The following is a 26,742-nucleotide window of genomic DNA, read 5'->3' on the forward strand; positions in this document are numbered from 1 at the left end:
CCTGATACAATAGACAAAAGCAATCAGAGCAGTGATTCCCCGGCATAACCGATGTATGCAATGGATGCATGTATACACACCGCTCCTCCGATAGTAGTACCGCAGCCGATTCCGAGATTGAAGACCGCAGAATAAATGGTCATCGAAATGGTCGAAGCCTGCGGCAATACGGCCATAATTTTCACCTGAGGCGACAAGTTGAAGAGGGTATAAACTATTCCCCAAAAGAAACACAAGGCAAGTACCGCTCTCATAAAACCGGAAAGCGGATACAATAACAGAAAAGAGGCCGCCATGCCCGAAGAGGCCGTAAACAGGAGCAAACCGGACTTCCGACCGGAATATCGGGAAAACAAAACGCTTCCTACTATACCGGACAGTCCCACAAGCATCAGAACCAACGTAATGAGATTCTCGTCCAGCCGAGCAATCTGCACCAGAAACGGCTCTACGTAACTGTATCCCGTATAATGTACCATAGTTGCCAGCAAGGCGAACAGATAGATACTTATCAACGCCTTGTTGCGGAACAGTACAGGCAACCGGTGCAGCGTCATCGGTCGGGTGTTGGGCGGTTTCGGGAAGACCATGCCCAGAAACAGAGCTACCAGTAACCCTATCGCGGTAATGCTTGCGAAAGTTATCCGCCACGTTATGTACAGACCGACGGCACGACAGCCTCCACCTGCTAAAAAAATATGTACATTCACCGGAACAACAAGAGCACATCGATTCGCTGTGCTTGCTGCTTGAAAACAAGGAACAGCTTCTTTTTACGGCAATGAGGAACCTTCAGGAGTAGCAGAACATAGCCGACATCGTAGGGGAAAGGATTCCGGTTGTCCTGTCCGAGGTCAGGAAACAGTCACAGGGACAGACTATTTCTCTAAAAACGGAAGTCTCCGATCCAGATGGAACGGTTTCCAAAAAACGGAATTTCTGGGATATATTCCGGCGTAAAGAGAAAAAGTCCGCTTACCTGCAACAAAAAGAACAGATAGAACGGAAGCAGGAACAACAGACCGCCTCTTCCCCGGTTGTGACCGCAAGACGCATGCTGCTCACCCTGAACGACCGGGTCATTGAGGAATAGGAAAGGCGGAAAGCATACTTGTCCGTCCAGATGGATAGCCTGTATGGGAACAATGCGGAACTGAACCGGAAAATGAACGCGCTCGTTACCGAGTTCAAAAAGGAAACAAATACACGGTTCACATCTAAATATGAGGCATTCATTCTTGACCGTGACACGTCCTACCGTACCGTGGCCTGTCTTGCACTGGGTGTTTCCCTGCTGACAATCGTGTTCTATGCCATCATACACCGGGACATAAATAGAAAATACCGCTACCAGAAAGAGCTGGAGACGTCCGACAGGAAGAACCGGGAACTCCTCCAGTCCAAGAAGGACATGATGCTCGCCATCGCCCATGACCTGCGTTCCCCGCTGACAACGATAACCGGTTCCGCCGACCTGTTGCCGGGCGAGAAGGACGGGCGGCGTAAGGCGAAGTATGTGGAGAATATCCGTCACACCTCGGAGTACATACTCTCCCTAGTAGATACCCTAATGGACTTCTATTTGTTGGATACGGGACAGGCACAGTCATACGAGCGTATCTTCCACCTGGAATCCCTGTTCAAGGAGACAGTGGACAATTACGCCCCGCTTGCGCAGAGGAAGCGCCTGCTTCTCTCCTCCGGTTTCTCCGGCACGGACGTGGTGGTCTGCGGTGACAAGAGCCATCTCCAGCAGATCGTCAACAACCTGCTCTCGAATGCCTTGAAGTTTACCAAGGAAGGGAGCGTCCGGCTGGAGGCAGAGTACAGGAACGGCGAGCTGCATCTGTGCGTCCGGGATACGGGCACCGGCATGGATGAAAAGGACGCGGAGAGGATATTCACCGCCTTCGAGCGGCTGGAGAATGCCCGTGGCGTATCCGGTTTCGGCCTCGGCCTTGCCATCTGCTCCAGGCAGGTCTCCCGGATGGGCAGCTCCATCCGTGTGGAAAGCCGAAAAGGGCAAGGCAGCGAATTTATCGTCCTGCTTCTCCTTCCGCCGGCCGACGGGAAATCCCCCTTGGATACGGAAAAACTCTCCCAGCACCTTCATATGGAAGGGACACGCGTCCTTGTGCTGGATGACGACCTCCGGCAGCTTGGCATCGTGAAGGAAATGCTGCTCCGCCATGCCATGAACCTGCAAAAGAAGGAAGAATGAAAAAGATACTGATCATAGAGGACGACATTGTTTTCGGCCGCAGCATCGGCAACTGGCTGAAGAAACAGGGAATGGAATGCCGCCACGTGACGGCACTGGCCCCGGCAAAGAAATCCCTCGCCTCGGAGGAGTTCGACCTCGTCCTTGCCGACCTGCGCCTGCCGGACGGGAACAGCACGGAGCTGCTGCGCTGGACGCATGAGAAATGCCTTGCCGTCCCGTTCCTGATCATGACGAACTACGGACAGGTGGAGAACGCTGTGGAAGCCATGCAACTGGACGCCGTGAACTATCTCTGCAAGCCCATACAACCGGGCGAGGACAGCCAGGATGCTGGACATCAGCCGGACCACCCTGTATGAAAAGTTGCGCAAATACGGAATCATATAACCAACGAGAAAACAGGGGAGGGACGTGAAAACAGGCCTCCTGTTTCTGATGATTTTTAGGATACAGAAAGGCTATAATCTTGCTTTTCTCACCCGCAAATCTTATATTTGCACTACGATAATCGTTCTTTGAATGTATGCAAGATAGAACAAACCGTTGAATCTCGCTCGTTTCTAAATCGTTACCTATTAAATGAAAATAATATGGTAACCATCTAAATTTCAATTAGATAACAAATACATTGTGTTTCCTCGTGTGGAATGTCACGTTCTTCTTTACACCTGACTTATCAGCTCAGTTCTTGAGACTGATGCAGAGATTGCTTGCATTGGGCAGCCCTCCAAAGACAAGATCATCCGGCGTGCAGCCATTATGTTTCGGCAACCATTTTACCGCTTGGGACGAAAGGGGGATATAAACGGGATTTGTGGTCTTTGTCATTACTACAGACACGAGCCATTGCCCGTCTGATGTGGAGATGTCACGCCAACGCAATTTCCGTATGTCACTGATACGAAGTCCGCAAAAACAGGAAAACAGGTATGCTCGCCGTACCTGCTCGTTAAAGAATGGCGTGGCTATCATTTTCTTTATCTCCTCGATGGTCAGAAAATCCCGTTTGCTTTCGGGAACTTTGATTTTCTCGGTCATCTCCAGTTTGTACCAAGGATTTGATTCAATCAGTCTCTCACGCACAGCCTCGTTCAAAGCGGTACGCAAAGTGGTATAATAGGAATGAGCCGTCTTGGGAGTAACCTGTTTTCCCCATGCGGTCTTGCAGGAAGAGCGAAGCCAGTCGATATAATCAAGATAGAATTGTCTGTCCACATCACAGAGCCTGACATCTGCACGGAATTTCAGCAGGTTCTTGCGGGCGTTGTCGATTCCGTTCAGGTCGCGTGCTCCCCGGTGTTCGTGGTTCTTGCGGACAATGGGCATCCAGTCGGACAGCAGCATATCGGAAGATTTGCTTTCCGGTACTGTTTCCACCTTCGCATTGAGCAGGGCTTCTGTCCGTTCTCGCTGAATATCTTCCGCCTTGCGAAGTGTCTGCGCATTTTGCCGCCTTGCTTTGGCAGATGTTTCCGGCATGAGATAGAGTTGCAGAAACTCGTACTCATGCCCGCCGTCTACGCTACGGTCAAGAAACAGGGATAAACGTCCGTCCGCCAGTTTACGGTGACGTAACTTGAACGGAGATTTCTCTATTAATGATTTCTTTTTCCTTCCCATTGTATATCAATGATTTATATCCATATACAAAGGTGACAAATAATCCGAATATAAGTATCGTTTTAGGTAACAAAAACGGCGAATAATAAAGATTTTAAGGAATACAACAGAATACAACAGAAATCATCATTACTTAATAACACATTGATAATTAATATTTATATAGATTTTATTTGTTTTTAATTTCCCTTCATTTCAATACATTGGCTAATGGGCAATGTTTCTGGTAAAAATATGTTCTTTTGTTATAATGCCACTTCAATTTTATCACAATGCTTTAAAGGTTTAAAGTAAGGAATTTACTTTATGGAAATATCTGAAAGGAAAATGAAATGTGTGAAGACCGAATCTTAGAAAAAACATGCAAAGAGGAGGAATTATCAGGCGGAAAGTATAAATAAAGGCTCTGGAAAATTAGTTTACCTAAGCTCTGCTTTGATAATGTTGTTTTGAATTTGTGTGATTACTAACTGTCTATATAAGGATTTTACTATTTAATTTAGATTTCGGATCTTACATGAATAGATGTTTTATAATGTATGAATATCGCAGAATTTATTATTTGAGTTATTGTTCTTGTATTTGTTAAAGGATAAACATTTATCAATATTCCTCAGATACATATATTGTATCTTCCATAAAATGGTATCTTTTCTTGTTCTCTATCCGCTGTGTAAGTATAATGATGTTCTGCATCAATTAAAGAAAATATTATTGGAGATATAAATACCTAGCACGGATGATAGAAGTGAAATATATCAATAGCTTTATTATTATTTGAAAAGCGATCTTCGGAACTTTATTACTGACGGTTTAATGGCTTTCGCCGTTAAACCGTATGGTTTTCGTTTAACGAAAACACAACTTGCTGTCCCCTCTACGGGGACAACGTTTTTAAGTAGAACTGTAGATTGCCCCGATTGGTGCCTCCCTCCCGATGGCAACCTCTCCCGATTTCGGTCTGCTTCTCCAGGAAAGTTGGTGTTTTTTACCAATATTCCGGAGGCGGAATAGGCTGTAGCTTCCTGTAATAGTAGAGCATTCTACGATTATCCGACACATCAGATGGCTTCTTTTTCGTGATAATTGAATATTTAGAAAACTGAATATTTTGATAATCGGATAATCCGAATACTATTATATCTGTAGTCTCTTGGAATATTACACAGTGACAACTGAATAATTGGCGTTTTGGATATTGCTATATTTGTATAATGGATAAGCAATTATAAAAGGCTGTTATTATACATTCCCCATCAGAGAGAAAGTTCCTTGAGCCTGCTGCCGTCCAGCCGGTGAACGGATACCGTACCGTCACAGTAAATAGCGAATGTTGGCATGTTCCCGTCCTTCGGGAAAGTGATGGAGCCGGTATTGCAGACCGCTGTATGCTCAGTCCGTTCAAGTTTCCACCGGTGGGTGTGACCATAAAAAAGACAATCGAACCTTCCCTTCGGCAGTCTGTCCTCATTGTAGATATGTCCGTGGATGAGAAAGAAACGTTTTCCATTATCCACCAACAGGGTGTAATCGGACAGGATGGGAAAGTCCAGCAGCATCTGGTCCACCTCCGAATCACAGTTTCCACGGATGGCGACAATCTCACCGGCCATCGCATTGAGACGTTCTGCGATCCCTTTCGGGTCAAGTCCTTGAGGTATCCCGTTCCGGGGACCATAATTCAGGATATCTCCCAAAATACAAAGCATTCCGCATTGTTGCTCCCGATAAAATGCCAGCACTTGTTCCAGTGCCGGTAACGAGCCATGTATGTCGGACACAATCAGGTATTTCATCATAATCTATTCGTTATAGGTTAAGTTTTCGCATCACAAAAATAAGCATAATTATCTAATCTCCCTAACTGGGGAAACGATGAGAAAAAAGACAGGTTCCCTGAACTGTAGATTGCTGTATTGCTGTCCTTGTAGATTGCTGCAATGTTATAATCGGATACATAAAATAAGGGTATTTAGCCTTAGCTAAACTAAGCTAACAGTCTGACAATAAGGATTCTAATACTATGATATGTGGGTTTATTATGCTACCTTAGTGGTATAATAATAAAGGATAAAAAGCTATGAACGAACAAGTTAGAAATATCTTAGAACAGAGTACCACCAAGACGAGCAAGATTGAGCAGCTGCTCCATCTGGGCCTGACGCGCAGGGAAATTGCCGATTTGGTGACACGCGGCAACTATGGTTTTGTATATAATGTTGAGAAGAAAATGCTTGAAAGAGAAGGTGGAGTCTTGCTGAACAGGGCAGCAACCACCCTGATGGATTACACCTTCACCCACAAGTTCGGTATTGAGATTGAAGCCTATAACTGTAATATGGAAAGACTGGCACGCGAATTGAGGGAGGCCGGCATCCATGTTGCCGTTGAGGGTTATAATCACACGACCAGGGATCATTGGAAGCTGGTGACGGACAGCAGCCTGCAGGGAAATAATACTTTCGAGCTGGTCAGCCCGATACTGGTGGGTGAGAATGGCCTGAAAGAGCTGGAAACGGTATGCTGGGTGCTTGACATCTGTAATGCAAAAGTGAATGACAGTTGCGGGTTCCATGTCCATATGGATGCGGCTGGTTTCAATCTGGACACTTGGAAGAATCTGGCTTTGACCTACAAGCATCTCGAACACCTGATTGATGCCTTTATGCCAAGGACACGCCGGAACAATACCTACTGCAAAACCCTCTCCGGTGTTTCCGACGAGAGAATCAAATCGGTAAGGACGATAGACGGCCTGCGGGAGGTCTTTAATAATGATCGGTACCACAAGGTCAATTTTGAGGCTTATTCCAGGCACCGGACCGTTGAGTTCCGCCAGCATTCCGGTACGACTAATTTCACAAAGATGGAGAATTGGATCCGGTTCTTGAACGGATTGATTACCTTTGCGAAAAGCTCCAGCCTTCCCAGCCGGATGACACTGGAGGGGTTACCCTTCCTGGACGGGAAACAGAAATTATTTTTTAAACTTAGAACTAAAAAGTTAGCGGTATGATACAGACTTATCATTTGCTGGATGGCGGTCAGATAACCGCCGCCAGCCCGGAAGAGTTCGTCCGGCTGCTCCGTGAGGGGAGCCGGTTCGACTATGATTGCACGGATCAGGAGTATATGGAGAACTTTGCCCGGCGTTACGGGGAGCTGCATGGCGTGTCAGTTGCCACCGATACCCCTGAACATTTCCTGACGGACTTGCAAGCCGCCGGTTACGTCCGGTAACCGGTATCGCTCCTTTATTATTAGTCCCTGCTTCAAAGATGAGGCAGGGATTTTTCTTTTTTCATTGCAACCTTTCCTGTCTGCCTGACGGCATTTCCTCCTGTCAATTCCTGACTATCCATGACTATCCATGACTATCCATGACTATCCGTGACAGGGTATTTCATCTTTTCCCGGCATTCCTTTCTTTTGCAGTGTAGAACGATATACAATTATAAGCATTACAGTTTTACAGCATTATATTTTTATCTGATTATATAAAGAAAGCGTATGAAAAAAGAACCGTTATTAATTGCCTTTGCCAGCCAGAAAGGAGGAGTCGGAAAGTCTGCCTTCACAGTTCTGGTGGCCAGTATCCTTCACTACCAGAAAGGTCTGAAGGTGGGTGTCGTGGATTGCGACTCCCCCCAGCACAGCATCTCCCGGATGCGTGACCGGGACATAGAAAGCGTGCAGGAAAGTGATTTTCTCAAAGTGGCCCTCTACCGGCAGCATGAACAAATCCGGAAACGTTCCTATCCAGTAATCAAAAGCAATCCGGAGAAAGCTATAGAAGACCTGTACCGCTACATCGAAGAGCAGGATGCCGTCTTTGATGTCGTACTGTTCGACCTTCCGGGAACCCTCCGCAGCGAAGGGGTTGTCCATACCATTTCCGCAATAGATTACATTTTCATCCCCCTAAAGGCAGATAATGTCGTCATGCAGAGTTCCCTCCAGTTTGCCGAGGTGGTGGAGGAAGAACTGATTGCCAGGCACAACTGTAACCTGAAAGGCATCTATCTTTTCTGGAACATGGTCGACAAGCGTGAACGGACAGAAAGCTACGAGTCCTGGAATCGCGTCATACAAAAAGCGGAGTTACGCCTGCTGGAGTCACGAATACCGGATACCAAACGCTATAACAAGGAGCTGAGCTCCCTGAAGAACAGTATCTTCCGTTCCACACTGTTCCCTCCCGACAACCGCCAGATAAAAGGTTCGGGCCTCTGTGAACTGATAGATGAGTTATGTGCCGTAACACATCTGGATACCACCCATACCTTACAATAAGGGGAATTATGGACAGCGGAAAAAAGAGATTTGACCCCCGGAGCATTGACGAGAAGGCCATATTGGATATTGTCGCCAGGAAAGGGACGATACGACCGGACTCCCCTGCAACGAGTGCATCCCCGAAGCCGGAGGATACGGTAGAGGAGATTGCCGGGAGTAGCGAAGCTCCGGTCTTTACCACCGGGGAAATCGACGCTTACAGGGCGTCCTTCCTGAATACGGTCAGAACCAAATCCCGTAAATCATTGCATATCGATGCCGGCCTGCATCGCCGCATCTCGTCCCTGGTATGGGCGGTAGGACGTGGCGAAGTGACCGTAGCCGGTTTTGTAAACCAGGTGCTGGCACATCATTTCGAAGAGAACGGCGGATTGATAAATGCCGTGCTGGAGAAGTATTACCAATCACTAAAATCATAAGGACATGGAATACCTTTTTATTATCCTGTTCATCTATGCCTCTTACCTGAGTATTGAAAAGTATGTGCATACAGGCAGCATTTTCACATGGAGAGGCAGAAAGGACAGGAAGGAACGTCAGGCTACGCCTGTCGCCATCCATCCGGCAGCTTCCTCATCCGAGACGGAAATAATAGGCAAAAGCCGATACCAAATACGACAATCACTGACAATAGATGACAATAACGGACAGCTTGAACCGGGCATGGAAAAGAGTGGTACCTTTACTCCCGAAAAGGAAACAGAGCCGGTTCTCCGAGTGCGCGACCCCCTTGATAAGAATACGAAATTCCCGGAATTCCCGGCTCCTTTTCAAAAACTGAATTATCCTGAAATTGATTATATGCGGGAGGCCTCTCCTTCTTCCGGTGAAGAAAAAGAGGAGATTCCCGAACGCTACGAGATTACAGGATACGTACAGCGGAGCAATCCCCACCGGGCAACCGGTGTCACCTTTGACGATATGGATATGATTGAGAAAGCAATGGCATCGGACGAACTTACGGAAGCGGAACAGGAACAGGCCCGGCAGACTTTCCAAAAGCTGGAAGGCACAAACATGGAAAGGGTACTGCAGGCGAGCGTCCTGGGAAGCAGCGATAAACTGAAACGCTATATGCGCTTGTATGTGGATAAGGGCGAGCCCCATTTATTGACAGGAAAGAATAGGGACGACATTCTCCGGGAATTTGATATTAGGGAGCATGTGCCCGAATAAATAGAACAAGTAAGGAATATGAGACAGTATTATGATTCCGGTTGATCCGGGTGCAGCGAGTTTTAAAACAGAATGTATAACCTAAAAAGACGAAAAAGCATGAAAGATTTCTTTGACTCCGGTTGATCCGGGCAGGACGAGTTCTTGAAACGTTGTGTATAACCTGTTAGAAAAGAAGATATAGAGATATGAGAGGCTTCTATGATTCCGGTTGATCCTTTCCCTTTACCGGAGCGAACATTAAAAGAGTGATTAACCCCTTAAAAACGAAGGTACCTATGATTGGCTACTATGACTCAGGTTGATTCTAAAAAGACATCGTGGTTGCAAGAGACAAATCCGCAGGAGGGCAACTTCCTGCGGATTGTTTGAAACAAGATTTTTATTCACACTAAAAAATCAGATTGCATATGAAAAGACATTTTAAAAAGACGGTTGCGCTTATCGCATGAATAACTGTTTCCACCCTGGGTGCCTATGCCGAAGGGGACGGAAGTGCCGGTATAACAAAGGCAACATCCATGCTTACCGGTTATTTTGACCCCGCCACCAAGTTGATATATGCGGCAGGGGCTATTGTGGGGCTGATAGGTGCCATTAAGGTATATTCGAAGTTCAGCAGCGGCGACCCTGACACAGGTAAAACCGCCGGGAGCTGGTTTGGAGCCTGCGTCTTCCTCATCGTCGCGGCGACAGTCCTTCGTTCCTTCTTCCTGTAATATAGCAGGCTATGGAATACAATATCAACAAGGGAATCGGACGCAACGTGGAATTCAACGGCTTGCAGGCACAATACCTGTACTTCTTCGTCGGGGGCTTGCTGGCCATTTTCCTGATGTTCGTCATCTTCTATATGATAGGTATTGACCGGTGGTTCTGTATCGGTTTCGGTGTCCTCTCCGCTTTCTCTCTGATCTTCGGGGTGTTCCACCTGAACAAGAAGTATGGTCCCAACGGCCTGATGAAGCTGGCCGCAGTCAAGTACCACCCGTCCTATATCATCAATCGCAAACGTATATCTTCCTTATTTAAAAAACGCATTCATGAGAAATATATTAAAAGCCGCAACGCTGGAAAGTAAGTTTCCGATCCTGTCCGTGGAGGAAGGGTGCATTCTCTCCAAAGACGCGGACGTGACCATCGGCTTCAAGGTCTTTCTTCCGGAGCTGTTCACGGTCACTTCCGCAGATTATGCATCCATGCACGGCACATGAACAAAGGCAGTCAAGGTACTGCCGAATTATACGATAGTACACCGCCAGGACTGGTTTCTGAAAGAAAAATACAAGGCTGACACGCAGAAAGACGGGATGAGTTTTTTGGACCGTTCTTTCGAACTTCATTTTAATGAACGGCCTTTCCTAAATCATTTCTCTTACCTGTTTATCACCAAGACGACCAAGGAACGCAGCCGCAGCCAGAGCAATTTCTCCATCCTCTGCCGGGGGAATATCATTCCGAAGGAAGTCCGAGACAAAGAAACGGTCAGCCTGTTTTTGGAGAGTGTCGACCAGTTCGAGCGCATCCTGAATGACTCGACCTTTATCCGTCTGGAGCGGTTGACCACCGATGAGATAGTCGGCACACCACAGCAGGCCGGATTGATTGAAAAGTATTTTTCTCTATCACAGCAGGACACGACCACCCTGAAGGATATACAGATGAGCGCGTCGGAGATGCGCATCGGGGATGATATCCTCTGCGTACATATGCTTTCCGATGTGGACGATCTTCCCGGTTCCGTCCAGACGGATACCCGGTATGAGAAATATTCCACCGACCGCAGTGACTGCCGTCTGAGTTTTGCCGCTCCGGTGGGGCTGATGCTCTCCTGTGACCATATCTACAACCAGTTCCTGTTCATCGATGATTCGACAGAAATCCTGCAACGCTTTGAGAAGACGGCACGTAACATGCATTCGCTTTCCAAATACAGCCGTGCCAACCAGCTCAACAAGCAGTGGATTGACGCATATCTGGACGAAGCGCATTCCTTCGGACTGACCGCTATCCGTTGCCATTGCAATGTCATGGCATGGTCGGACAGTCGGGAGAAGCTCAAGGTGATAAAGAACGATACCGGTTCTGCTCTAGCCCTGATGGGATGCAAGCCCCGTTATAATACCATTGACGCACCTGCCTTGTACTGGGCAGGTATTCCGGGAGGCGAGGGCGATTTCCCTTCCGAGGAGTCCTTTTTCACTTTCGTTGAACAGGGGGTCTGCTTCTTTACGGAAGAGACGAACTATGCGGATTCCCTGTCGCCTTTCGGTATCAAGATGGCAGACCGAACAAACGGGAAGCCCCTGCATCTGGATATTTCGGACGAGCCGATGCGTCGTGGTATTACAACCAACCGTAACAAGCTGGTCATCGGTCCTTCCGGTTCAGGCAAGTCATTTTTCATGAACCATCTTGTGAGACAGTATTGGGAACAGAATACCCACATTATATTGATCGACATCGGTAACAGTTACAAAGGATTATGTGACCTGATTCACCAGCGCACAAACGGTGAGGATGGCATATATTATACGTATAGTGAAAAACATCCGATAGCTTTTAATCCATTTTTCACCGAAGACAAGGTCTTTGACCTGGAAAAGAAAGAGTCCATTAAAACGCTGATCATGTCGCTCTGGAAAAGGGATACGGAAGTCATTACCCGTGCCGAGGAAGTAGCCCTCTCAATGGCGGTTAACCTGTTCCTTGAAAAGATAAAGGAGGACAATGAACTGGTTCCTTCCTTTAATACTTTCTACGAGTTCGTACAGGGAGAGTTCCGTGGAATACTGGAGGAGAAGCATTACCGCGAGAAGGATTTCGACCTCACTAACTTTCTGAATGTATTGGCTCCTTATTATCGTGGTGGAGAGTACGATTATCTGCTGAACTCCGACGAGCAGCTCGACCTCTTGAACAAGCGTTTTGTGGTATTTGAAATTGACGAAATTAAGGAGCATAAAATTCTTTTTCCGGTAGTCACTGTCATCATTATGGAGGCTTTCATAAACAAAATGAGACGTTTGCATGGGGTGCGGAAGATGATAGTTGTGGAAGAGGCTTGGAAGGCAATCGCACGTGAAGGCATGGCTGACTATATAAAGTTTTTATGTGCGCCCGTAAAGGTTGCATCGTAAATATCTCTTTGGCAAGAGATTAGGAAAGTGTTCTTTGAAAATGACCTATCATCAGCCGACTTATCTGTTTCGGGAAAACTTAACCGAGCAGGGAGTGTAGCATGTCGGAAAAGTCATAAGTCAGTTAGTTACCAAACTGCGACTGAATGGCGAGATGAAAAGATAGATATGAGGATAAAGTCCGAATTGATTGAACGATAGTCCGAGTGGTCACCCTTGAGGCTATGGCGTAAGGTAACTATCAATCGCCATATCGTGATACTACTTCAGTGTATAGGAATGAACGTAGCAAGAACTTATCACGACACAACCGCAGTAAGCGAGTAAAGGACGGAAGTCGTATCCGACAATCTATCATGCCAACAGTTACGATGTAATAAACGGGGATTACCTATCCCGAAGTGCCGAAAGGCTATTAGGTTCGACCTATGAAAATTCGGAGTGGTAACGGAGCTTCCATAGTAGTTTGAGCAAGGTAACGCCTTGTACATGGCGAAGGGAAGTAGCTAATTATTAATACAATTAATGGAAAATGTGAGAGACATTATGAGAAGTCCAGAAAGAGTATTAAACAGTCTATCAGAACACAGTAAGGATGCAAGCTATAAGTTTGAACGTCTTTACAGAATTTTGTTCAATGAGGAAATGTTCTACGTTGCCTATCAGCGTATCTACGCTAAAGAGGGTAACATGACTAAAGGTTCAGACGGTCAGACTATTGACAACATGAGCCTGAAACGAATTGAAAAGTTGATTGATACGTTAAAAGATGAAACGTACCAGCCCCAACCGTCAAAGAGGGTGTACATACCGAAGAAAAACGGCAAGAAAAGACCTCTTGGCGTGCCGACTTTCAATGACAAGTTGATACAAGAAGTAGTAAGAATGGTACTGGAAGCCATATACGAGGGAAATTTTGAATACACCTCGCATGGTTTCCGTCCCAATCGAAGCTGCCATACTGCATTAACTCATATCCAAAAGGAGTTTAATGGTGCAAAATGGTTTGTGGAGGGAGACATAAAAGGCTTCTTTGATAATATAAACCATGATGTATTGATAAACATTCTCTTGGAGCGTATTGCGGATGAACGCTTCATCCGATTGATACGCAAGTTTATGAAAGCGGGATATATCGAAGACTGGCAATTCCACAATACTTACAGTGGCACACTGCAAGGGGGTATCATCAGCTCGATATTGGCTAATATATACCTTGACAAGCTGGATAAGTATATAAAGGAATACACAGCCAAATTCGACAAAGGAAAGAAACGAAAATTCAGTAGAGAAAGTATGGACTTTGGCAATGCAAGAAAACGTATTGTGCGAAGATTGAAGTTCGTAAAAGACGAAAGGCAAAGGACAAAGCTAATCCTTGAACTGAAAGCAATAGAACAAGGACGGGCTAAATATCCCAATGGCGAAGAAATGGATGCCGATTACAGAAGAATGAAATATGCAAGATATGCAGATGATTTTCTTGTGGGAATTATCGGAAGCAAGCAGGATGCGCAACAGATAAAGGAAGATATTAAAAACTTCCTTGCTGACAGACTGGCATTGGAGCTGTCCGATGAAAAGACACTTGTCACTCACACGGAAAGACCGGCCAAGTTTCTCGGATATGAAATCACTGTAAGAAAGTCCAATGACCAAAGACGGGATAAACGGGGGAGATTGAGAAGAACCTATGGTAAAAGGGTCTGCTTGAATGTCAGTACGGAAACTGTCCGTAAAAAACTTTTCGATTGGGGAGTCTTGGAACTGACAAAACGTAACGGAAAGGAAATATGGAAACCGAAATGTAAATCGGGACTGATATTCAATGACGACCTTGAAATCCTTGATAGTTATAATCGGGAAATCGTGGGGTTCTATAATTACTACTCCATAGCCAACAACTGCGCCCATGCCTTGAATAATTTCAAGTACATCATGGAATACAGCATGTACAAAACGTTTGCAGGCAAATATAAGTGCCGAGCACGTAAGGTAAACAAGAAATATCGTAAGAACGGTAGGTTTATCGTAACGCACATGACTAAAACAGGTGTAAAGGAAAGATACTTTTACGACGGTGGCTTCAAACGAAAGAAGCCCACCTATAAATCGGAATGTGACATTATGCCACGAACAATTTATACTGCGGGGCGGACAAGCCTTGTTGAAAGGCTGAAAGCCTGTGAGTGTGAATTATGTGGAGCGACAGACGACCTTGTTATGCACCATGTAAGGAAACTAAAGAACTTGCAGGGAAAGGAAAGCTGGAAACGACACATGATTGCCCGTAAACGCAAGACGATTGCCGTGTGCAGGAGTTGTCACAAGAAGATACATGACGGAAAGATAGACTGAAATTAGTGGAGAGCCGGATACGCTGAGAGGTGTAAGTCCGGTTCGGGGGCGAGCATTTGGAAACCTACCATAGAAATATGATAAGGCGCTGGGTGCTTAGCCTACACAAAACGGTTAGAAAGTATTTTGGTGAGGCCGTTGTCGTCACTCAAGAACTGGACGATATTGTATCAAGTCCCATTATTAAAGACACCATCATCAACAATGCCGATTGCAAGATTCTGCTGGATCAACGAAAGTATATTAACAAGTTTGACTCCGTACAGTCCCTGCTCGGATTGACCGACAAAGAGAAAGGGCAGATATTGTCTATCAATCAGTCCAACGATCCGGCACGGAAGTATAAGGAAGTTTGAATAGGCTTGGGAGGTGTCCAGTCCGCTGTCTATGCCACAGAAACCTCTGTCGAGGAGTATCTCACCTATACCACGGAAGAAACCGAAAAGTTGGAAGTCACACAAATGACTGAGAAGCTGGGCGGCAATATGGAGCAGGCTATCCGTGTGCTGGCTAAAGAGAAGAAAAAGAAAAAATAAACGATTAAAATCAAGAAGCAATGAGAAAGAGAATTTTAAGCATGTTGTTTGTCCTGTCGGCCTTTATAGTACCGGCAAGCGTACAGGCACAGTGGGTGGTGTCCGATCCGGGCAACCTCGTCCAGGGTATCGTGAACAGTGTCAACGAAATAGTGGAGACCTCGGAAACGGCGCAGAATGCTCTCTCCACATGGAAGGAAACCTCAAAGATTTTCGAGCAGGGGCGTGAGTATTACAACAAGCTGCGCAAGGTGAACGACCTGATCAGCGGTAGCGAGAAAGTCAAGGAGTCCGTCCTGATGCTCGGTAATATCTCCGAGATTTACGTGAACAATTTCGGCAAGATGCTGGCCGACAAGAATTTCAGCCAGCGGGAGCTGAATGCGATAGCTGCCGGTTATAACACGATCATGAAGAAGAGCAGCCGCAGCATTACCGAGCTGAAGAATATCATCAATCCCACCGGCATGTCCATGAACGACAAGGAACGCATCGACCTGGTGAACCGGGTATATAGGGAAATGGTACATTATAGAGAATTGGCCAATTACTACACCCGCAAGAACCTGCATGTGTCCTATCTGCGTGCCAAGGAGAAAAACGAGCAGCAACAGGTATTCGACCTGTACGGAAAAGATGAGCGTTACTGGTAATCATTCAATTAAAAGCAGAATAGTATGTTGTTAATGTCTATTTCATTTGAAAATATGCACCGGATTCTTCGGGACCTGTATGATACGATGACCAAACTCTGCCATCCGATGATGGACATGGCGATGGCACTCGCTGCCCTGGGAGCCCTCTTCTACATCGCCTACCGTGTCTGGCAGTCGCTCTCCCGTGCCGAACCTATCGATGTCTTTTCAATGCTCCGACCTTTCGTATTGGGCATGTGTATCCTCTTCTTCGACGTGATGGTGCTGGGTACTCTCAATGGCATCTTCAGCCCTATAGTCCAGGGAACCGGAATGCTGCTCCGTGACCAGACATTTGACTTGCAGAAGTACCAGCAGGAGAAGGATAAGCTCCGTGCGGACATGATGGCAAAGACGATGATGACCGGGCGTGTCTTCGCTTCCAATGAGGAGCTGGACGCGGAACTGGACAACATGGGCTGGAGCGAGGAGGAGCATACGGCCTTGCAGACCATGTATGAGGTTTCATATGCCTTCTCCCTGCAAGGCATTGTCCAGATGGTCATGCGCAAATTGCTGGAGATTCTCTTCCAGTCCGCTTCGCTGGTCATCGACACGATCCGTACCTTTTTCTTGATCGTCCTGAGCATTTTGGGGCCGATAGCCTTTGCCCTGAGTGTTTTTGACGGGCTGCAGAATACGCTTATCCAATGGCTGGCACGCTATATCAGTGTTTATCTCTGGTTGCCGGTATCAGACCTTTTCGGGGCGATGCTTGCCAAGATACAGACGCTTATCCTGCAGGAAGAGATGAACCTGATGGCCGATCCGATGAGTATCATCGATGTGGACGGTTCGTCGGCCATTTATCTGATATTCATGGTGATAGGCATTATCGGATATTTTTGTGTGCCGACGGTTTCGAACTGGATCGTCCAGGCGGGAGGCATGAGCTCCTATAACCGGAATGTCAACAACACGGCATCCAAGGTGAGCAATGTAGCCGGTGCTGCGGCGGGTGCTTCGACGGGGAATGTCGGTGCGGTCCTGCTAAAGAAATAAAGTTGAAGATAAACTGATAAAAGTAGAATTATGGAATTTAAAAGTTTTAAAAACATCGAATCCTCGTTCAGGCAGATCCGCCTGTTCACGTTGGTCTTTCTGGGTATTTGTGCCTCGCTGACTACGTATGCCATCTGAAAGTCCTACCTCTTTGCGGATCAGCAGCGGGAGAAGGTCTACGTACTGGATCAGGGCAAGTCACTTATGGTGGCGTTATCCCAGGATGCGGCATTGAACCGTCCGGTGGAGGCCCGAGAACATGTGCGCCGCATGCATGAACTGTTCTTTACGCTGGCTCCTGATAAGGCCGCTATCGAATCCAATATCAACCGGGCCATGTATCTGGCGGACAAGAGTCTTTATAGTTATTACCGGGATTGGAACGAGAAAGGCTATTATAACAGGCTGATCAGTGGCAATATTAACCAGACCGTTCTGGTAGACAGCATGCAGTGCGACTTCGATAACTATCCGTACCGGATCACCACCTTTGCCCGGCAGATGATTATCCGAAACAGCAATATCACCGAGCGTTCCCTGGTCACCCGTTGCTTCCTGCAGAGTACGGTCAGGTCGGATAATAATCCGCAAGGTTTCATGGCGGAACGCTTTGAGATTTTGGAAAACAGGGATATAAGGACCGTTGAACGCTAATATAATAAGGTAATGAAAAGTAGAAAGATAAAAGCAGAGATCAGCGAAAAGCTGAAGAACGCCTGCGAAGAACTGTCTGAAAAAGAGCGTAAGGAAGTGATTGTGGGCATGCTGGTTATCAGTACCGTTCTATGCGGCATCACGGTAACACGCGCTTTCGGGCGTTTTCTCTCTCACGGCACGCAAAAGGAGTTGCCGTTTGTCCATCCGGTGGACTTCCTCCACCGGGCGGATAAAGACAGTATAATGTATCACCCTAAAACCCACGAGTAATGGAAGATAAAGATTTGGAAAAGCCCGAAGCGGCAGAAGAAACAGAGGTACAGCCGGAAAACGGCAGAGCCTTTAAGGAAGAACCGGAAAAAGAGAAGAAGGAACTCACGCCGGAAGAGATGGAAAAAAGAAGGAAGTTCATTGTGATTCCGGCTTTTGTGCTGGTCTTCCTGGGAGTCATGTACTGAATATTTGCCCCCACCGGCAAGGAAAACGGAACGGAAGCTCCCGGAAATTCAGGATTCAATGTGAACGTGCCGGAGCCTACCACTGCCAAACTTGTAGATAAGAAGACCGCTGCTTATGAAAAGCAACAGGCGGAAGTAGAGGAAGAAAGCCGGATGAAATCGCTGGAGCAGCTTGCCGGGACACTGATGAATAATGGAAAATCATCCGATACCGGTGAAAAAGAAAAGGACGGAGACCGGTTGCAACAGTCCGTCAATACCTACGAGCAAATCTCCAGACAGCTGGATGACTTCTATGAGACTCCCAAAGAGACAGCAAACAGTGATTTGGAAAGAAAAGTGGACGAACTGAACAAAAAGCTGGAAAAGGCGGAAAAGGAAAAGAACAAGGCGGCTACCCGTGAGGAACTGATGGAGCGTTCCTACAAGATGGCGGCAAAGTATCTGAATCCGGACAAGGATACTATTCAGCAAAAGGTAGACGAAGAAGAACTGCCGGAAGTTGTTCCGGTTCAGCGGGCGGAGCACCAGACGACCTCCGGCCTTTCACAGTCGGTTACGGATTCCGCTTTTGTAGCTTCGCTTACTGTCGAGAGGAATTACGGCTTCAATACTGCTGTCGGGAGCAGCTACCAAATGGGGACGAATACCATCGCCGCCTGCATCTCGGAGAGCCAGACCATTGAACAGGGAGGCAGGGTAAAACTCCGGTTGCTGCAACCTCTGCAGGCAGGAAGTATTACCGTTCCGGAGAACAGTCTGGTAACGGGTGCGGCGGTCATTCAGGGAGAGCGTCTGGATATCCTGATCAGCAGCATCGAGTATGCGGGGAATATCATCCCCGTGCAGTTGGCGACTTACGATATCGACGGGCAGAAAGGCATTTTCGTTCCCGGATCGGAAACTCGCAATGCGGCAAAGGATGCGGCAGGGACGGTCAGCGAGAGTATGGGAAACAGCGTATCATTTGCACGTTCTGCCGGACAGCAGGTGGTCATGGACCTGACGCGCGGAGTCATGCAGGGCGGCACGCGGTTGATTGCCGGACGGGTTCGTGCGGTCAAGGTGACGCTGAAAGCCGGATATAAGGTGCTGCTGGTCACAAAGAAACAATAACGGAGTATTCACTTTAATAAAAAAGATAAGACAATGAAAGTATTTATAGCATTATTGATGGCTGTTCTGGCCTCGGTATCCGGTTTCGCACAGGAAAAAACACCGCCAAATCCCGTCAGGATTCTGACGGATAACCAGCATATCACTCCTTATAAGATAGAGGTCACTTTCGGTAAGACGGTGCATATCCTTTTCCCTTCGGAAGTGCGTTACGTGGACCTGGGAAGTAACAATATCATCGCAGGTAAAGCTGACGGGGTCGAGAATGTGGTGCGTGTCAAGGCAGCGGTGAAGGAGTTTCCGGGCGAGACGAACTTCTCGGTTATTACTGGCGACGGCTCTTTCTTCTCCTTCAATGTCGTTTATAAGGAGGAGCCTTCCACGCTGAATATCAATATGGACCAGTGGATGAACCCGGACGAGGGAGAAAAGAAGGGAGGCAGTTCCATCCGTGTCACGGAACTGGGTGAGGAAGATCCGATGGTCATTGCCAGCGTGATGTACACCATCCACCGGCTGGACCGCAGGGCCGTGAAGCATATCGGGTGCAGGCAGTTCGGGATGCAGGCTCTTTTGAAGGGCATTTATGTGCATAAGGACCTGATATTCTTCCATGTTTCCCTGACGAACAATTCCAATGTGCCTTTCGATGTGGATTTCGTGCGGTTTAAGATAGTGGATAAGAAGATAGCCAAAAGGACGGCCCGACAGGAAACTTATATTGAACCGGTACGCACGCTCAATGCCCTGACACGCATCGAGGGAAAGAGCACGGGACGTATCGTGTATGCCTTCCCGAAGATTGTCATTCCTGATGACAAGTTGCTGGAAGTGGAAATTTACGAGAAAGGGGGAGGCCGTCACCAGCGGTTCTATATGGAGAACAGTGACCTGGTGGATGCGCGTATTGTGAATGAATTAATCGGTGAGTAATCATGAAAAGAGTTTTATTTATTATGTTATGCATTTGTCTGCCCTTTGCGGCAGGCGAATGCTTTGCCCAGCGTTACCTGCCGGGACAGAAAGGTATCCAGCTCACGTTAGGCGGTGTGGACGACTTCGGTTCGAATGTGAAGCATCTGCGTGGCAACTTTCAGCTCGGAGTGGCTCTGAGCCGGTATAACCGGAACCATTCCCGCTGGCTGTTCGGGGCGGATTATGTGAAGAAGCACTATTCCTACAAGGACATTGCGATTCCCAAAGCGCAGTTTACCGGAGAGGTAGGCTATTTCGTGCCGTTCTTCTCGGACCGTGGCAGGAACGTGTTCTTCTCTGCCGGTCTTTCCGCTCTGGCGGGTTATGAGACGACCAACTGGAACTGCAAGCTGCTCTATGACGGGGCGACTTTAAAGAATGACGGATGCTTCATTTATGGTTTTGCCCCGGCTTTCGAGATGGAGGCGTTCCTTTCCGACAGGCTGGTTTTTCTTTTCAATGTCCGCCAGAGGATATTCTTCGGATCATCCGTGGGGAATTTCCACACGGCGGTAGCTGTCGGTGTCAAGTACATTTTTAATTAGCGGCAATAGTATGGAACAAGGCAATTGGAACGTGGATGAGATGCTTCATTGGCTGGATATGAAAATAAACCGGGAAGACCGGGACATACGTGAACAAAGCAAGAAGATAAATGGGAATTTCCTGCACTTTTTCGAATGGAATGCGGAGAGCCTGTATAAGTCTCATTTTATGTCCGGGTGTTATAAGATACTCCGGCAGGCGGTGGACGGGGCAAAGGACATGGATACGGTTCGGAATATTGTTGAGGACAACATTGCTTACTGTGAGAGCAAACTGTTGAACGGTCAGGTGGATTGTAACAGTTCCAGCCGGACAACGAATGTTGCCCATTTCCTGAAGTTGGAGTGTATGCAGCAGTTGGTTAGGGATTACCGGGAATTCGCGAATATCCTTGCGCAAACGCCTCCCGAAGAGAATTTGCAACAGACGGCTAATAAAACAGAAAAGAAGAGAGAAGAGCCGCCTGAAAGAAAGATAAAAACGGGCATCAGGCGTTAGCAGACAACGGACTCAATCAAGTAAATTATTCATTTAGTAATACGTAAAATCATGAAGATTAAATTAATAATAAGTGGTATCATGCTCACATTGCTTTGCCTGCTGGGTGGCTGTGATGATAAATTGGAAGTGCAGCAGGCATACGATTTCTCGCTAACGTCCTGGTATCTCCAGAAGACTATTTCCCCGGATGAGACCGTGGAGATTCGTCTGACACTCAATCGTAGCGGAAACTATGAGGGAACCGGTTATCAAATCGGTTATATACAAATGGAGGGCAGCGGCAAGGTGTACGACAAGAAGAAGGTCTATCTGGTGAACCGGGAGATGCAACCGTTGGATTCGATAGCGGAGTTAGACAGCAGCGATCCCTGCCGCCAGGTATTCACACTCTTCTATCATAATCGAAGCAGTAAGAATGCGGAGATTAAACTCGTGGCAACGGATAATTTCCATCAGGAAAGGGAATTGGATATCTCCTTTCAGAGTGAAATTGAAACGGATACGGAACTATAAATCAGACAACGATGGATAAAAGTGATTTAAGAATCGAACAGTTGCAGCAATATCTTGACAAGAAGAAAGGTGTTGTAGAAAGCAATATAAAAAAGTATAGCGCGCAACTGGCAAGCAACTATCTTCATTTCTTTGGTTGGCATGCCGATGACTTGTATAAGGCCTGTTATATGGATAAATATTATAAGGCTATTCAAGAGGCGATTGATACCGCTGAAACGCCGAAGGACATTGAAGGCTATTTGAAGCGTCGTACCCTGTATGTAGAAGAAGATCTCCTGAACGGTCCGCTTGTCAAGAAAAGTACCAACCCGATGTCGAATATGGCCCATTCCCTGGAGATGGAATGCAAACAGGAGTTACTGAAGGACCTCCGGTATTTAAACAGGCTTCTTCAGAGTGAGACTGTAAGTGAAAGAATAAGGCCGCAAGAAGCACCCCGACAAGAAATTGTGCCTGTGAAAGAAAAGAAGAAAACGGGACCACGGTTGAGATAGTATCAATTGAAAGCAATAAAAAAGCTACTGAATTTTTGTTTCAGTAGCTTTTTTATTTATCCCAGTCTTATATTCCGGCTATACCAGATAAGCCTCAAAAAGATAATGTATGAATAACCGGCCCTTTTCCGTCCAAACGGTCAACATGGCCGTGCCGGTTTCTCCTGTGCGGCTTTCCCATACATGGGTCCGGGTTGCCGTATAGCCTTGATTCTGATAAGGAGCTTTGAGCAGCCATTGACCGGATTGACGGAACTGGATGTCTGCCCATCGAAGCCGTTTGTTCAGCATACCGGCAGTCATTCCCAATTCTTTCGCTATCTGTGTGGTCGTGTAGGTGCTTTGGGATTGGAGGACTTTGTCATAATACTGAACTTTTGGGGCCTGTAGCTTGAGTTTCAGGATAGCATAGTTGTTCTCCTTCTCCAATGCTGAAATACGGCTGTCTCGCTCTTTTATACGGTTCTGTGCGAGCAATATGGCACGCGCAAGTAGTTCATTATCCGTTTCGCCATTCTTCTTAAGAAGATAGCCACCGTTCTTTAGTGTTTCGGGAACCAGTTCATCAAATATCCAGCTTTCGAATTTCTCAGCGGAAGGCAGCTTGCTACCGGCAATCAGCCGGTATACGTTCCCTTCGTTGATGTACTTGATTTTCTGGACGGCACTGCGTGTAGGGGTGTCGTAAACCACGACGCCCATTGGTTTACAATGTCTTACGACGGCATCTCTCGGATTGGAGTAGCCAAGTGCGGCGGCAACATCTGAGGCGCAGAACCATATTTTCCCGTCAATTTCCAGTGTCCGGATGCGTCCGAACTCAGGATGTTCAAATATTGATACTTTATTCATGACTGTTTAATTTATAGGTTTCTTCTATTGCTTTAAATATCTCGTAGACTACCTGGGGGACGATAGCGTTCCCATATCCTTTAATGGATGCCTGTCTTCACCGAGAAAAGGAGATACCGTCCAGTCGGGGGGGAAGCCCATCATCTCGGCTACAAACAGGGGATTCAGCTGGAAACTCTTTCCAGTCCGGGCGAAGAAATCGGGCAGGCTGTTCTTTTCCGGTATCCGGCCTCTCTTCTCCAGACTTTCCGGGCTTGCTGCGCCCTTCCAGTCCCTCGCTGTCGGAGTGGGCAGAAGCTCCGCCATCCTCCCAAGCCCTACACTCCAGACATGGCCTTTCTGATTGATCTTTCTCACCTTTCCTTTCGGTGTCACTATGATCTTGTCGTTTTTCCCCATTACCGCACCCACACCGGCATCGCTGGCTACTGGGGTGGGCAACAGCATCCCGTAAAAGTCCAGAAAGTCGCTCAATCCGTTGGGTTTCTTCTCCCCATTGAGCTGGCTGTACAGGGATGGAGCATAGGCCTGTTTCCATTTGTGAACCCTTTCCGGATGGTGTATCTCCGTAGCCAATGGAGTGGGAAGGAGTATTTCATGGATCATCTCCGGCAATCCCTGCTGGCGGCTGTTCGGTCCCCTGCGCTTGTAATCCTGGGCTGTCACGGTGGGCAATAAACCATATCCGGTCCCGGCGGTGGGGAGCTCCGACGGCACAAGCCGGTATAAGCACCGGCTGGACGGAATATCCTTCACGTTCAAGATCACGGCAAATGGTTTCAACAACATATTGCTGCCGTCTTTTAAATACAGGCTCACTCTCTCCGAATAGAGTGGACTGACTTCCCACTTCAGTCTCCTGGCCGGGCTGTACCATCGTGAGGATGCCAGCAACGTTCTCACCAATGACCCAATCGGGCCTGATCTCATGTATGGCCCTGAGCATATGAGGCCAGAGGTAACGGTTATCATCCGCTCCTTTTCTTTGGCCTGCGACAGAGAATGGTTGACAAGGAAAACCTCCTGTAAGGACATTGATTTTTCCTCTCCATTCTCTGAAATCTGTCGTTGTGACATCTGTATAACTTTTTGCATCTTTAAACCAGTAATTTAAAATGGTATTACAAAAATCGTCTATCTCACAATGGAAGGCATTCTGCCATCCCATTCATTCGGCAGCCAGGTCTGGGGCGCCGAATCCACTAAACAGAGAAGCGTGTACCAGACGCTTCCGCTGTTTCTTGTCTTGCTCTTCTTCTTTCATTGTTTATTCATTATTTAGAGGTTCGAGATTCATTACTTTTTTGTCGATCTTACGATAGACACTCCCCATCTCCAGCATATTCTCCAATCGGAGCAGGTCCGTGATTTCATAGACGGTCATCCCTTTCTGTGTCGTGAAGCGGATATATCCTTTCTGTCGCTGTATCTCCACTTCCTCGGGAGTCATGTGTAGGACTTCACAGATTTCCTGCAAGGTCAGGGTCAGGCTTACTTCCTTAACTGTGTAGATGTAGGTCAGGATGTTCAGCATCTGAAGACATTTGCGGTGTGATTTGACAAGTGATGCGAATTTGTTTCGTTCTATGACGATTACTTTAGCTTGATTTTCCATGTGAATTTTTATTTATGAGTTAATAGAATCGGATATGAAATCTTCGTTTAGACATTCTTCTCTCAGGAATTTATATACGTCAGAAGCCCAGAAGTAAATCTTGCCGCTGAGTTTGAAAAATGGGAGTTTGCCGGAATTACGCCAGCGGATCAGTGTCCGGTCGCATACTTTCAGCATCAGGCGCATATCCCGGCTGTCCAGCATTTGCTTGCCGTTGAAACTGGTTACTGCTTCCAGAGCCGTTTCCAGCTTGGCAATCAGTTTTCTTTGTTCCTCAAAGTTGTCCTTTATCATTGCTTTGAGTATCTCAATATCATTTCTGTTCTCTTCCATACAATATTCCTTTGTTCCAATGGGTTATTTTTCTTTCTTCGGTTGCAAAGTTTTCAAAATTGGGCATGAAAAAATAGGGCTGACGGTAACCGCCAGCCCCATATTTTTTTTCTAACATGTTTATTTTCAACGTTTATCGTTTGTCTTTTTTTCTATAACCGACTTGGATTAATAGGAAAAGAAGAGGGTTTATTTAACAGATAGATTGTAGAGAGAATATTTTCATGACTTAAAAGTTTCAGGAAGCATTTATTTCTAAATTCTTCTGCAAATTTCTTTTTTGCCAGTTGTTAGCTTAACTCCATATATTCCACATATAGATGCTCACCATATAACTCTTATCTTAAACTGTAAAATTCAGGTTTGCAACATACTGGTTATATTCTATATCCAATCTGAATAATTATAATGGCAGAATAGCAAGACAAAATGACATAAATTTATTTTTGCTATTTCCAGGAGAAGCTGTGGCATATTTTTTGTACATTATATAAAAAAGAAATATGAAAATCACAAAATACGAAATTGATATGTTGGATGTAAAGTCGGCAGATGCTTTCTTAATCCATTTTTATGATGATGATGACAACGACAAAGACTATATCATTCTTGTCGATGCAGGAAATTATAATAACGGACCAACAATCGCAAATTTTATCAAAAATCGTTATGGGAAAAAAAATATAGACCTTGCTATATGTTCCCACTGTGACAAGGATCATTTTGGAGGGTTTGTTTGGTTACTTGAGCAAATAAGAGACAATGCTCCTAATAGAATTAATATTTCTCATTTTTGGGTAGATGATCCAGCTGATCATGTCTCTTTAGGCATGGTTAAGAGAATTAGAACTCATGGTTCTTTAGTTGTAAAAGCGCGTTCTGTTTATGACCTTGGTGATAATAAAAATATGCTAGATATATTAGACGAATTAGGTAATAAAAAATTAATATGGACTGAACCTTTTTCTGATGCAGGCAAATATTCTGACAAACCATACAGTGTGGACGCATTCGATAATCACATTGAGGTACTGGGCCCTTCTGTGACATATTACGAGCAACTGGTTCCTGATTTTCGTAATGAATTGAAAAAAAAGGATTATACAACAGACGAAAATGAGGATGCATCTATTACCTTAATTGAGGGGAGAGTTTACAGCAAAACTTTAGATGATGCAGGTGATGATCCATCTAGTCATAATCAAAGTAGTGTTATATTTATTTTCAAACCGGATGATGGAAAAAAGTTCTTATTTATGGGGGATGCTGGTCGGGATGCAATTGATCATTTTTTTTATGAAGAAGATAAATATAAAATCAAAGGAATCTATTGGCTAAAAGTTCCTCATCATGGTAGTAAATATAATATGGATAATTGGATGATCGATCATTTAAGGCCTAAAAATGCTTTCATTTCAACCGAAAAGGTCGGGCATTATTTAAGCCAAGCTGTAGTCAATGCTTTAAAAAAATGTGATTGTAAGGTTTGTTCTACTCATAAACATGGTTCTGTATGGCATCATTGCGGCACTACATCAAGGGATGATTATTCATCTATAATCTCATTTTTATAAGATATCAGATGGATTGTTCAAGAATTAATAATGAGGCTAGCAATATTGTTAGCCTCAT

The 26,742-nt window shown here is 46.1% G+C and carries 31 protein-coding genes and 4 pseudogenes; 25 read left to right on the forward strand and 10 right to left on the reverse strand.

What is annotated here, in order from left to right:
- Positions 1 to 23 precede the first annotated feature (23 nt).
- Both DW862_RS03560 and DW862_RS25785 read right to left on the reverse strand, forming a co-directional pair.
- Positions 24 to 710 (reverse strand): MFS transporter, encoded by a 687-nt coding sequence (locus tag DW862_RS03560; protein ID WP_118313750.1) that lies wholly within the window; start codon positions 708 to 710, stop codon positions 24 to 26.
- Positions 711 to 886: 176 nt separating this feature from the next.
- The gene (locus DW862_RS25785) at positions 887 to 1,534 is read right to left on the reverse strand and encodes a hypothetical protein (RefSeq protein ID WP_224200697.1); all 648 of its coding nucleotides are present in this window, start codon (positions 1,532 to 1,534) and stop codon (positions 887 to 889) included.
- Between DW862_RS25785 and DW862_RS03565 the strand changes: the two genes are divergently transcribed.
- The 3 genes and pseudogenes from DW862_RS03565 to DW862_RS26680 all read left to right on the forward strand — a co-directional run bounded on the left by DW862_RS03565 (position 1,415) and on the right by DW862_RS26680 (position 2,611).
- Positions 1,415 to 2,221, forward strand: a complete 807-nt coding sequence (locus DW862_RS03565; RefSeq protein WP_224200693.1) for a HAMP domain-containing sensor histidine kinase — start codon at positions 1,415 to 1,417, stop codon at positions 2,219 to 2,221. The genes DW862_RS25785 and DW862_RS03565 overlap by 120 nt on opposite strands.
- Positions 2,218 to 2,535: pseudogene (locus DW862_RS03570) on the forward strand (response regulator); the annotation flags it as partial. The gene DW862_RS03565 and the pseudogene DW862_RS03570, both read left to right, overlap by 4 nt.
- Positions 2,536 to 2,551: 16 nt before the next feature.
- Entirely contained in the window at positions 2,552 to 2,611 is a 60-nt protein-coding gene (locus DW862_RS26680; protein ID WP_369739617.1) for a helix-turn-helix domain-containing protein, read from the forward strand.
- A gap of 294 nt (positions 2,612 to 2,905) precedes the next feature.
- Here the strand turns inward: DW862_RS26680 and DW862_RS03575 are convergent, their stop codons facing one another.
- Positions 2,906 to 3,844, reverse strand: a complete 939-nt coding sequence (locus tag DW862_RS03575) for a site-specific integrase (RefSeq protein WP_241150207.1) — start codon at positions 3,842 to 3,844, stop codon at positions 2,906 to 2,908.
- A gap of 1,256 nt (positions 3,845 to 5,100) precedes the next feature.
- Positions 5,101 to 5,640, reverse strand: a complete 540-nt coding sequence (gene yfcE / locus DW862_RS03580; protein WP_182423208.1) for a phosphodiesterase — start codon at positions 5,638 to 5,640, stop codon at positions 5,101 to 5,103.
- Positions 5,641 to 5,924: 284 nt separating this feature from the next.
- Between yfcE and DW862_RS03585 the strand changes: the two genes are divergently transcribed.
- The 21 genes and pseudogenes from DW862_RS03585 (at position 5,925) to DW862_RS03695 (ending at position 22,310) form a co-directional block, all read left to right on the forward strand.
- Positions 5,925 to 6,860 (forward strand): amidoligase family protein, encoded by a 936-nt coding sequence (locus DW862_RS03585; RefSeq protein WP_087306424.1) that lies wholly within the window; start codon positions 5,925 to 5,927, stop codon positions 6,858 to 6,860.
- The gene (locus DW862_RS03590; protein ID WP_004309901.1) at positions 6,857 to 7,084 is read left to right on the forward strand and encodes a hypothetical protein; all 228 of its coding nucleotides are present in this window, start codon (positions 6,857 to 6,859) and stop codon (positions 7,082 to 7,084) included. Before DW862_RS03585 ends, DW862_RS03590 begins: the two co-directional genes overlap by 4 nt.
- A 270-nt stretch (positions 7,085 to 7,354) precedes the next feature.
- The gene (locus tag DW862_RS03595) at positions 7,355 to 8,137 is read left to right on the forward strand and encodes a ParA family protein (protein WP_120067293.1); all 783 of its coding nucleotides are present in this window, start codon (positions 7,355 to 7,357) and stop codon (positions 8,135 to 8,137) included.
- Between the two features lie 8 nt (positions 8,138 to 8,145).
- Entirely contained in the window at positions 8,146 to 8,559 is a 414-nt protein-coding gene (locus tag DW862_RS03600) for a DUF3408 domain-containing protein (protein ID WP_008643638.1), read from the forward strand.
- Between the two features lie 4 nt (positions 8,560 to 8,563).
- A complete protein-coding gene (locus tag DW862_RS03605; RefSeq protein WP_087306422.1) occupies positions 8,564 to 9,316 on the forward strand; it encodes a hypothetical protein in 753 nt (250 codons plus the stop codon).
- A 452-nt stretch (positions 9,317 to 9,768) separates the two neighbouring features.
- Positions 9,769 to 10,035 (forward strand): DUF4134 domain-containing protein, encoded by a 267-nt coding sequence (locus DW862_RS03610; RefSeq protein ID WP_087306421.1) that lies wholly within the window; start codon positions 9,769 to 9,771, stop codon positions 10,033 to 10,035.
- Between the two features lie 11 nt (positions 10,036 to 10,046).
- Positions 10,047 to 10,397, forward strand: coding sequence for a DUF4133 domain-containing protein (locus DW862_RS03615; RefSeq protein ID WP_087306419.1), 351 nt, complete (start codon positions 10,047 to 10,049; stop codon positions 10,395 to 10,397).
- Positions 10,360 to 12,444, forward strand: a pseudogene (locus tag DW862_RS03625) (TraG family conjugative transposon ATPase); the annotation flags it as partial. The gene DW862_RS03615 and the pseudogene DW862_RS03625, both read left to right, overlap by 38 nt.
- Before the next feature lie 558 nt (positions 12,445 to 13,002).
- A complete protein-coding gene (locus tag DW862_RS03630) occupies positions 13,003 to 14,814 on the forward strand; it encodes a reverse transcriptase/maturase family protein (protein WP_118313748.1) in 1,812 nt (603 codons plus the stop codon).
- Positions 14,815 to 14,915: 101 nt separating this feature from the next.
- Positions 14,916 to 15,350, forward strand: a pseudogene (locus DW862_RS26265) (conjugal transfer protein TraG); the annotation flags it as partial.
- A 20-nt stretch (positions 15,351 to 15,370) separates the two neighbouring features.
- Positions 15,371 to 16,003 (forward strand): DUF4141 domain-containing protein, encoded by a 633-nt coding sequence (locus tag DW862_RS03645; RefSeq protein WP_118313746.1) that lies wholly within the window; start codon positions 15,371 to 15,373, stop codon positions 16,001 to 16,003.
- Between the two features lie 24 nt (positions 16,004 to 16,027).
- Entirely contained in the window at positions 16,028 to 17,047 is a 1,020-nt protein-coding gene (gene traJ / locus DW862_RS03650) for a conjugative transposon protein TraJ (protein WP_118313745.1), read from the forward strand.
- 30 nt (positions 17,048 to 17,077) lie between these two features.
- Positions 17,078 to 17,701: pseudogene (traK, locus tag DW862_RS03655) on the forward strand (conjugative transposon protein TraK).
- Positions 17,702 to 17,713: 12 nt separating this feature from the next.
- On the forward strand, positions 17,714 to 17,974 hold the full coding sequence (locus DW862_RS03660) for a hypothetical protein (RefSeq protein WP_087306417.1): 261 nt from the start codon (positions 17,714 to 17,716) through the stop codon (positions 17,972 to 17,974).
- Entirely contained in the window at positions 17,974 to 18,162 is a 189-nt protein-coding gene (locus DW862_RS03665; protein ID WP_087306415.1) for a hypothetical protein, read from the forward strand. The genes DW862_RS03660 and DW862_RS03665 overlap by 1 nt, the downstream gene beginning before the upstream one ends.
- Positions 18,163 to 19,278, forward strand: coding sequence for a conjugative transposon protein TraM (gene traM / locus DW862_RS03670; RefSeq protein ID WP_087306413.1), 1,116 nt, complete (start codon positions 18,163 to 18,165; stop codon positions 19,276 to 19,278).
- A 33-nt stretch (positions 19,279 to 19,311) separates the two neighbouring features.
- Positions 19,312 to 20,211: a conjugative transposon protein TraN gene (gene traN / locus DW862_RS03675; protein ID WP_087306411.1), complete on the forward strand. Its 900-nt coding sequence runs from the start codon at positions 19,312 to 19,314 to the stop codon at positions 20,209 to 20,211.
- A 2-nt stretch (positions 20,212 to 20,213) separates the two neighbouring features.
- The gene (locus DW862_RS03680; RefSeq protein WP_087306409.1) at positions 20,214 to 20,798 is read left to right on the forward strand and encodes a conjugal transfer protein TraO; all 585 of its coding nucleotides are present in this window, start codon (positions 20,214 to 20,216) and stop codon (positions 20,796 to 20,798) included.
- Positions 20,799 to 20,808: 10 nt separating this feature from the next.
- Positions 20,809 to 21,297, forward strand: a complete 489-nt coding sequence (locus DW862_RS03685) for a hypothetical protein (protein ID WP_087306407.1) — start codon at positions 20,809 to 20,811, stop codon at positions 21,295 to 21,297.
- A 51-nt stretch (positions 21,298 to 21,348) separates the two neighbouring features.
- Positions 21,349 to 21,813 carry a TraQ conjugal transfer family protein gene (locus DW862_RS03690; RefSeq protein WP_087306405.1) on the forward strand — a complete coding sequence of 155 codons (465 nt, stop codon included), beginning with the start codon at positions 21,349 to 21,351 and terminating at the stop codon, positions 21,811 to 21,813.
- An 11-nt stretch (positions 21,814 to 21,824) separates the two neighbouring features.
- Positions 21,825 to 22,310 carry a hypothetical protein gene (locus DW862_RS03695; RefSeq protein ID WP_087306403.1) on the forward strand — a complete coding sequence of 162 codons (486 nt, stop codon included), beginning with the start codon at positions 21,825 to 21,827 and terminating at the stop codon, positions 22,308 to 22,310.
- 78 nt (positions 22,311 to 22,388) lie between these two features.
- Here DW862_RS03695 and DW862_RS03700 read toward each other — a convergent pair whose 3' ends face one another.
- The 6 genes from DW862_RS03700 to DW862_RS26135 all read right to left on the reverse strand — a co-directional run bounded on the left by DW862_RS03700 (position 22,389) and on the right by DW862_RS26135 (position 25,228).
- A complete protein-coding gene (locus tag DW862_RS03700; RefSeq protein ID WP_087306400.1) occupies positions 22,389 to 23,162 on the reverse strand; it encodes a phage antirepressor KilAC domain-containing protein in 774 nt (257 codons plus the stop codon).
- 97 nt (positions 23,163 to 23,259) lie between these two features.
- Positions 23,260 to 23,700, reverse strand: a complete 441-nt coding sequence (locus DW862_RS26270) for a hypothetical protein (protein WP_241150205.1) — start codon at positions 23,698 to 23,700, stop codon at positions 23,260 to 23,262.
- Between the two features lie 57 nt (positions 23,701 to 23,757).
- On the reverse strand, positions 23,758 to 24,330 hold the full coding sequence (locus tag DW862_RS26275) for a DNA cytosine methyltransferase (RefSeq protein WP_241150204.1): 573 nt from the start codon (positions 24,328 to 24,330) through the stop codon (positions 23,758 to 23,760).
- Positions 24,331 to 24,429: 99 nt separating this feature from the next.
- Positions 24,430 to 24,777, reverse strand: coding sequence for a hypothetical protein (locus tag DW862_RS03710; RefSeq protein ID WP_005680084.1), 348 nt, complete (start codon positions 24,775 to 24,777; stop codon positions 24,430 to 24,432).
- 12 nt (positions 24,778 to 24,789) lie between these two features.
- Entirely contained in the window at positions 24,790 to 25,110 is a 321-nt protein-coding gene (locus DW862_RS03715) for a helix-turn-helix domain-containing protein (RefSeq protein ID WP_004308054.1), read from the reverse strand.
- Positions 25,091 to 25,228, reverse strand: a complete 138-nt coding sequence (locus DW862_RS26135; protein ID WP_186337514.1) for a hypothetical protein — start codon at positions 25,226 to 25,228, stop codon at positions 25,091 to 25,093. Before DW862_RS26135 ends, DW862_RS03715 begins: the two co-directional genes overlap by 20 nt.
- Positions 25,229 to 25,613: 385 nt before the next feature.
- Between DW862_RS26135 and DW862_RS03720 the strand changes: the two genes are divergently transcribed.
- Positions 25,614 to 26,684, forward strand: a complete 1,071-nt coding sequence (locus DW862_RS03720; RefSeq protein WP_087306398.1) for a ComEC/Rec2 family competence protein — start codon at positions 25,614 to 25,616, stop codon at positions 26,682 to 26,684.
- Positions 26,685 to 26,742: the final 58 nt, after the last annotated feature.

This window comes from Bacteroides sp. AM37-9, assembly GCF_003603455.1.
Classification (GTDB): domain Bacteria; phylum Bacteroidota; class Bacteroidia; order Bacteroidales; family Bacteroidaceae; genus Bacteroides; species Bacteroides xylanisolvens.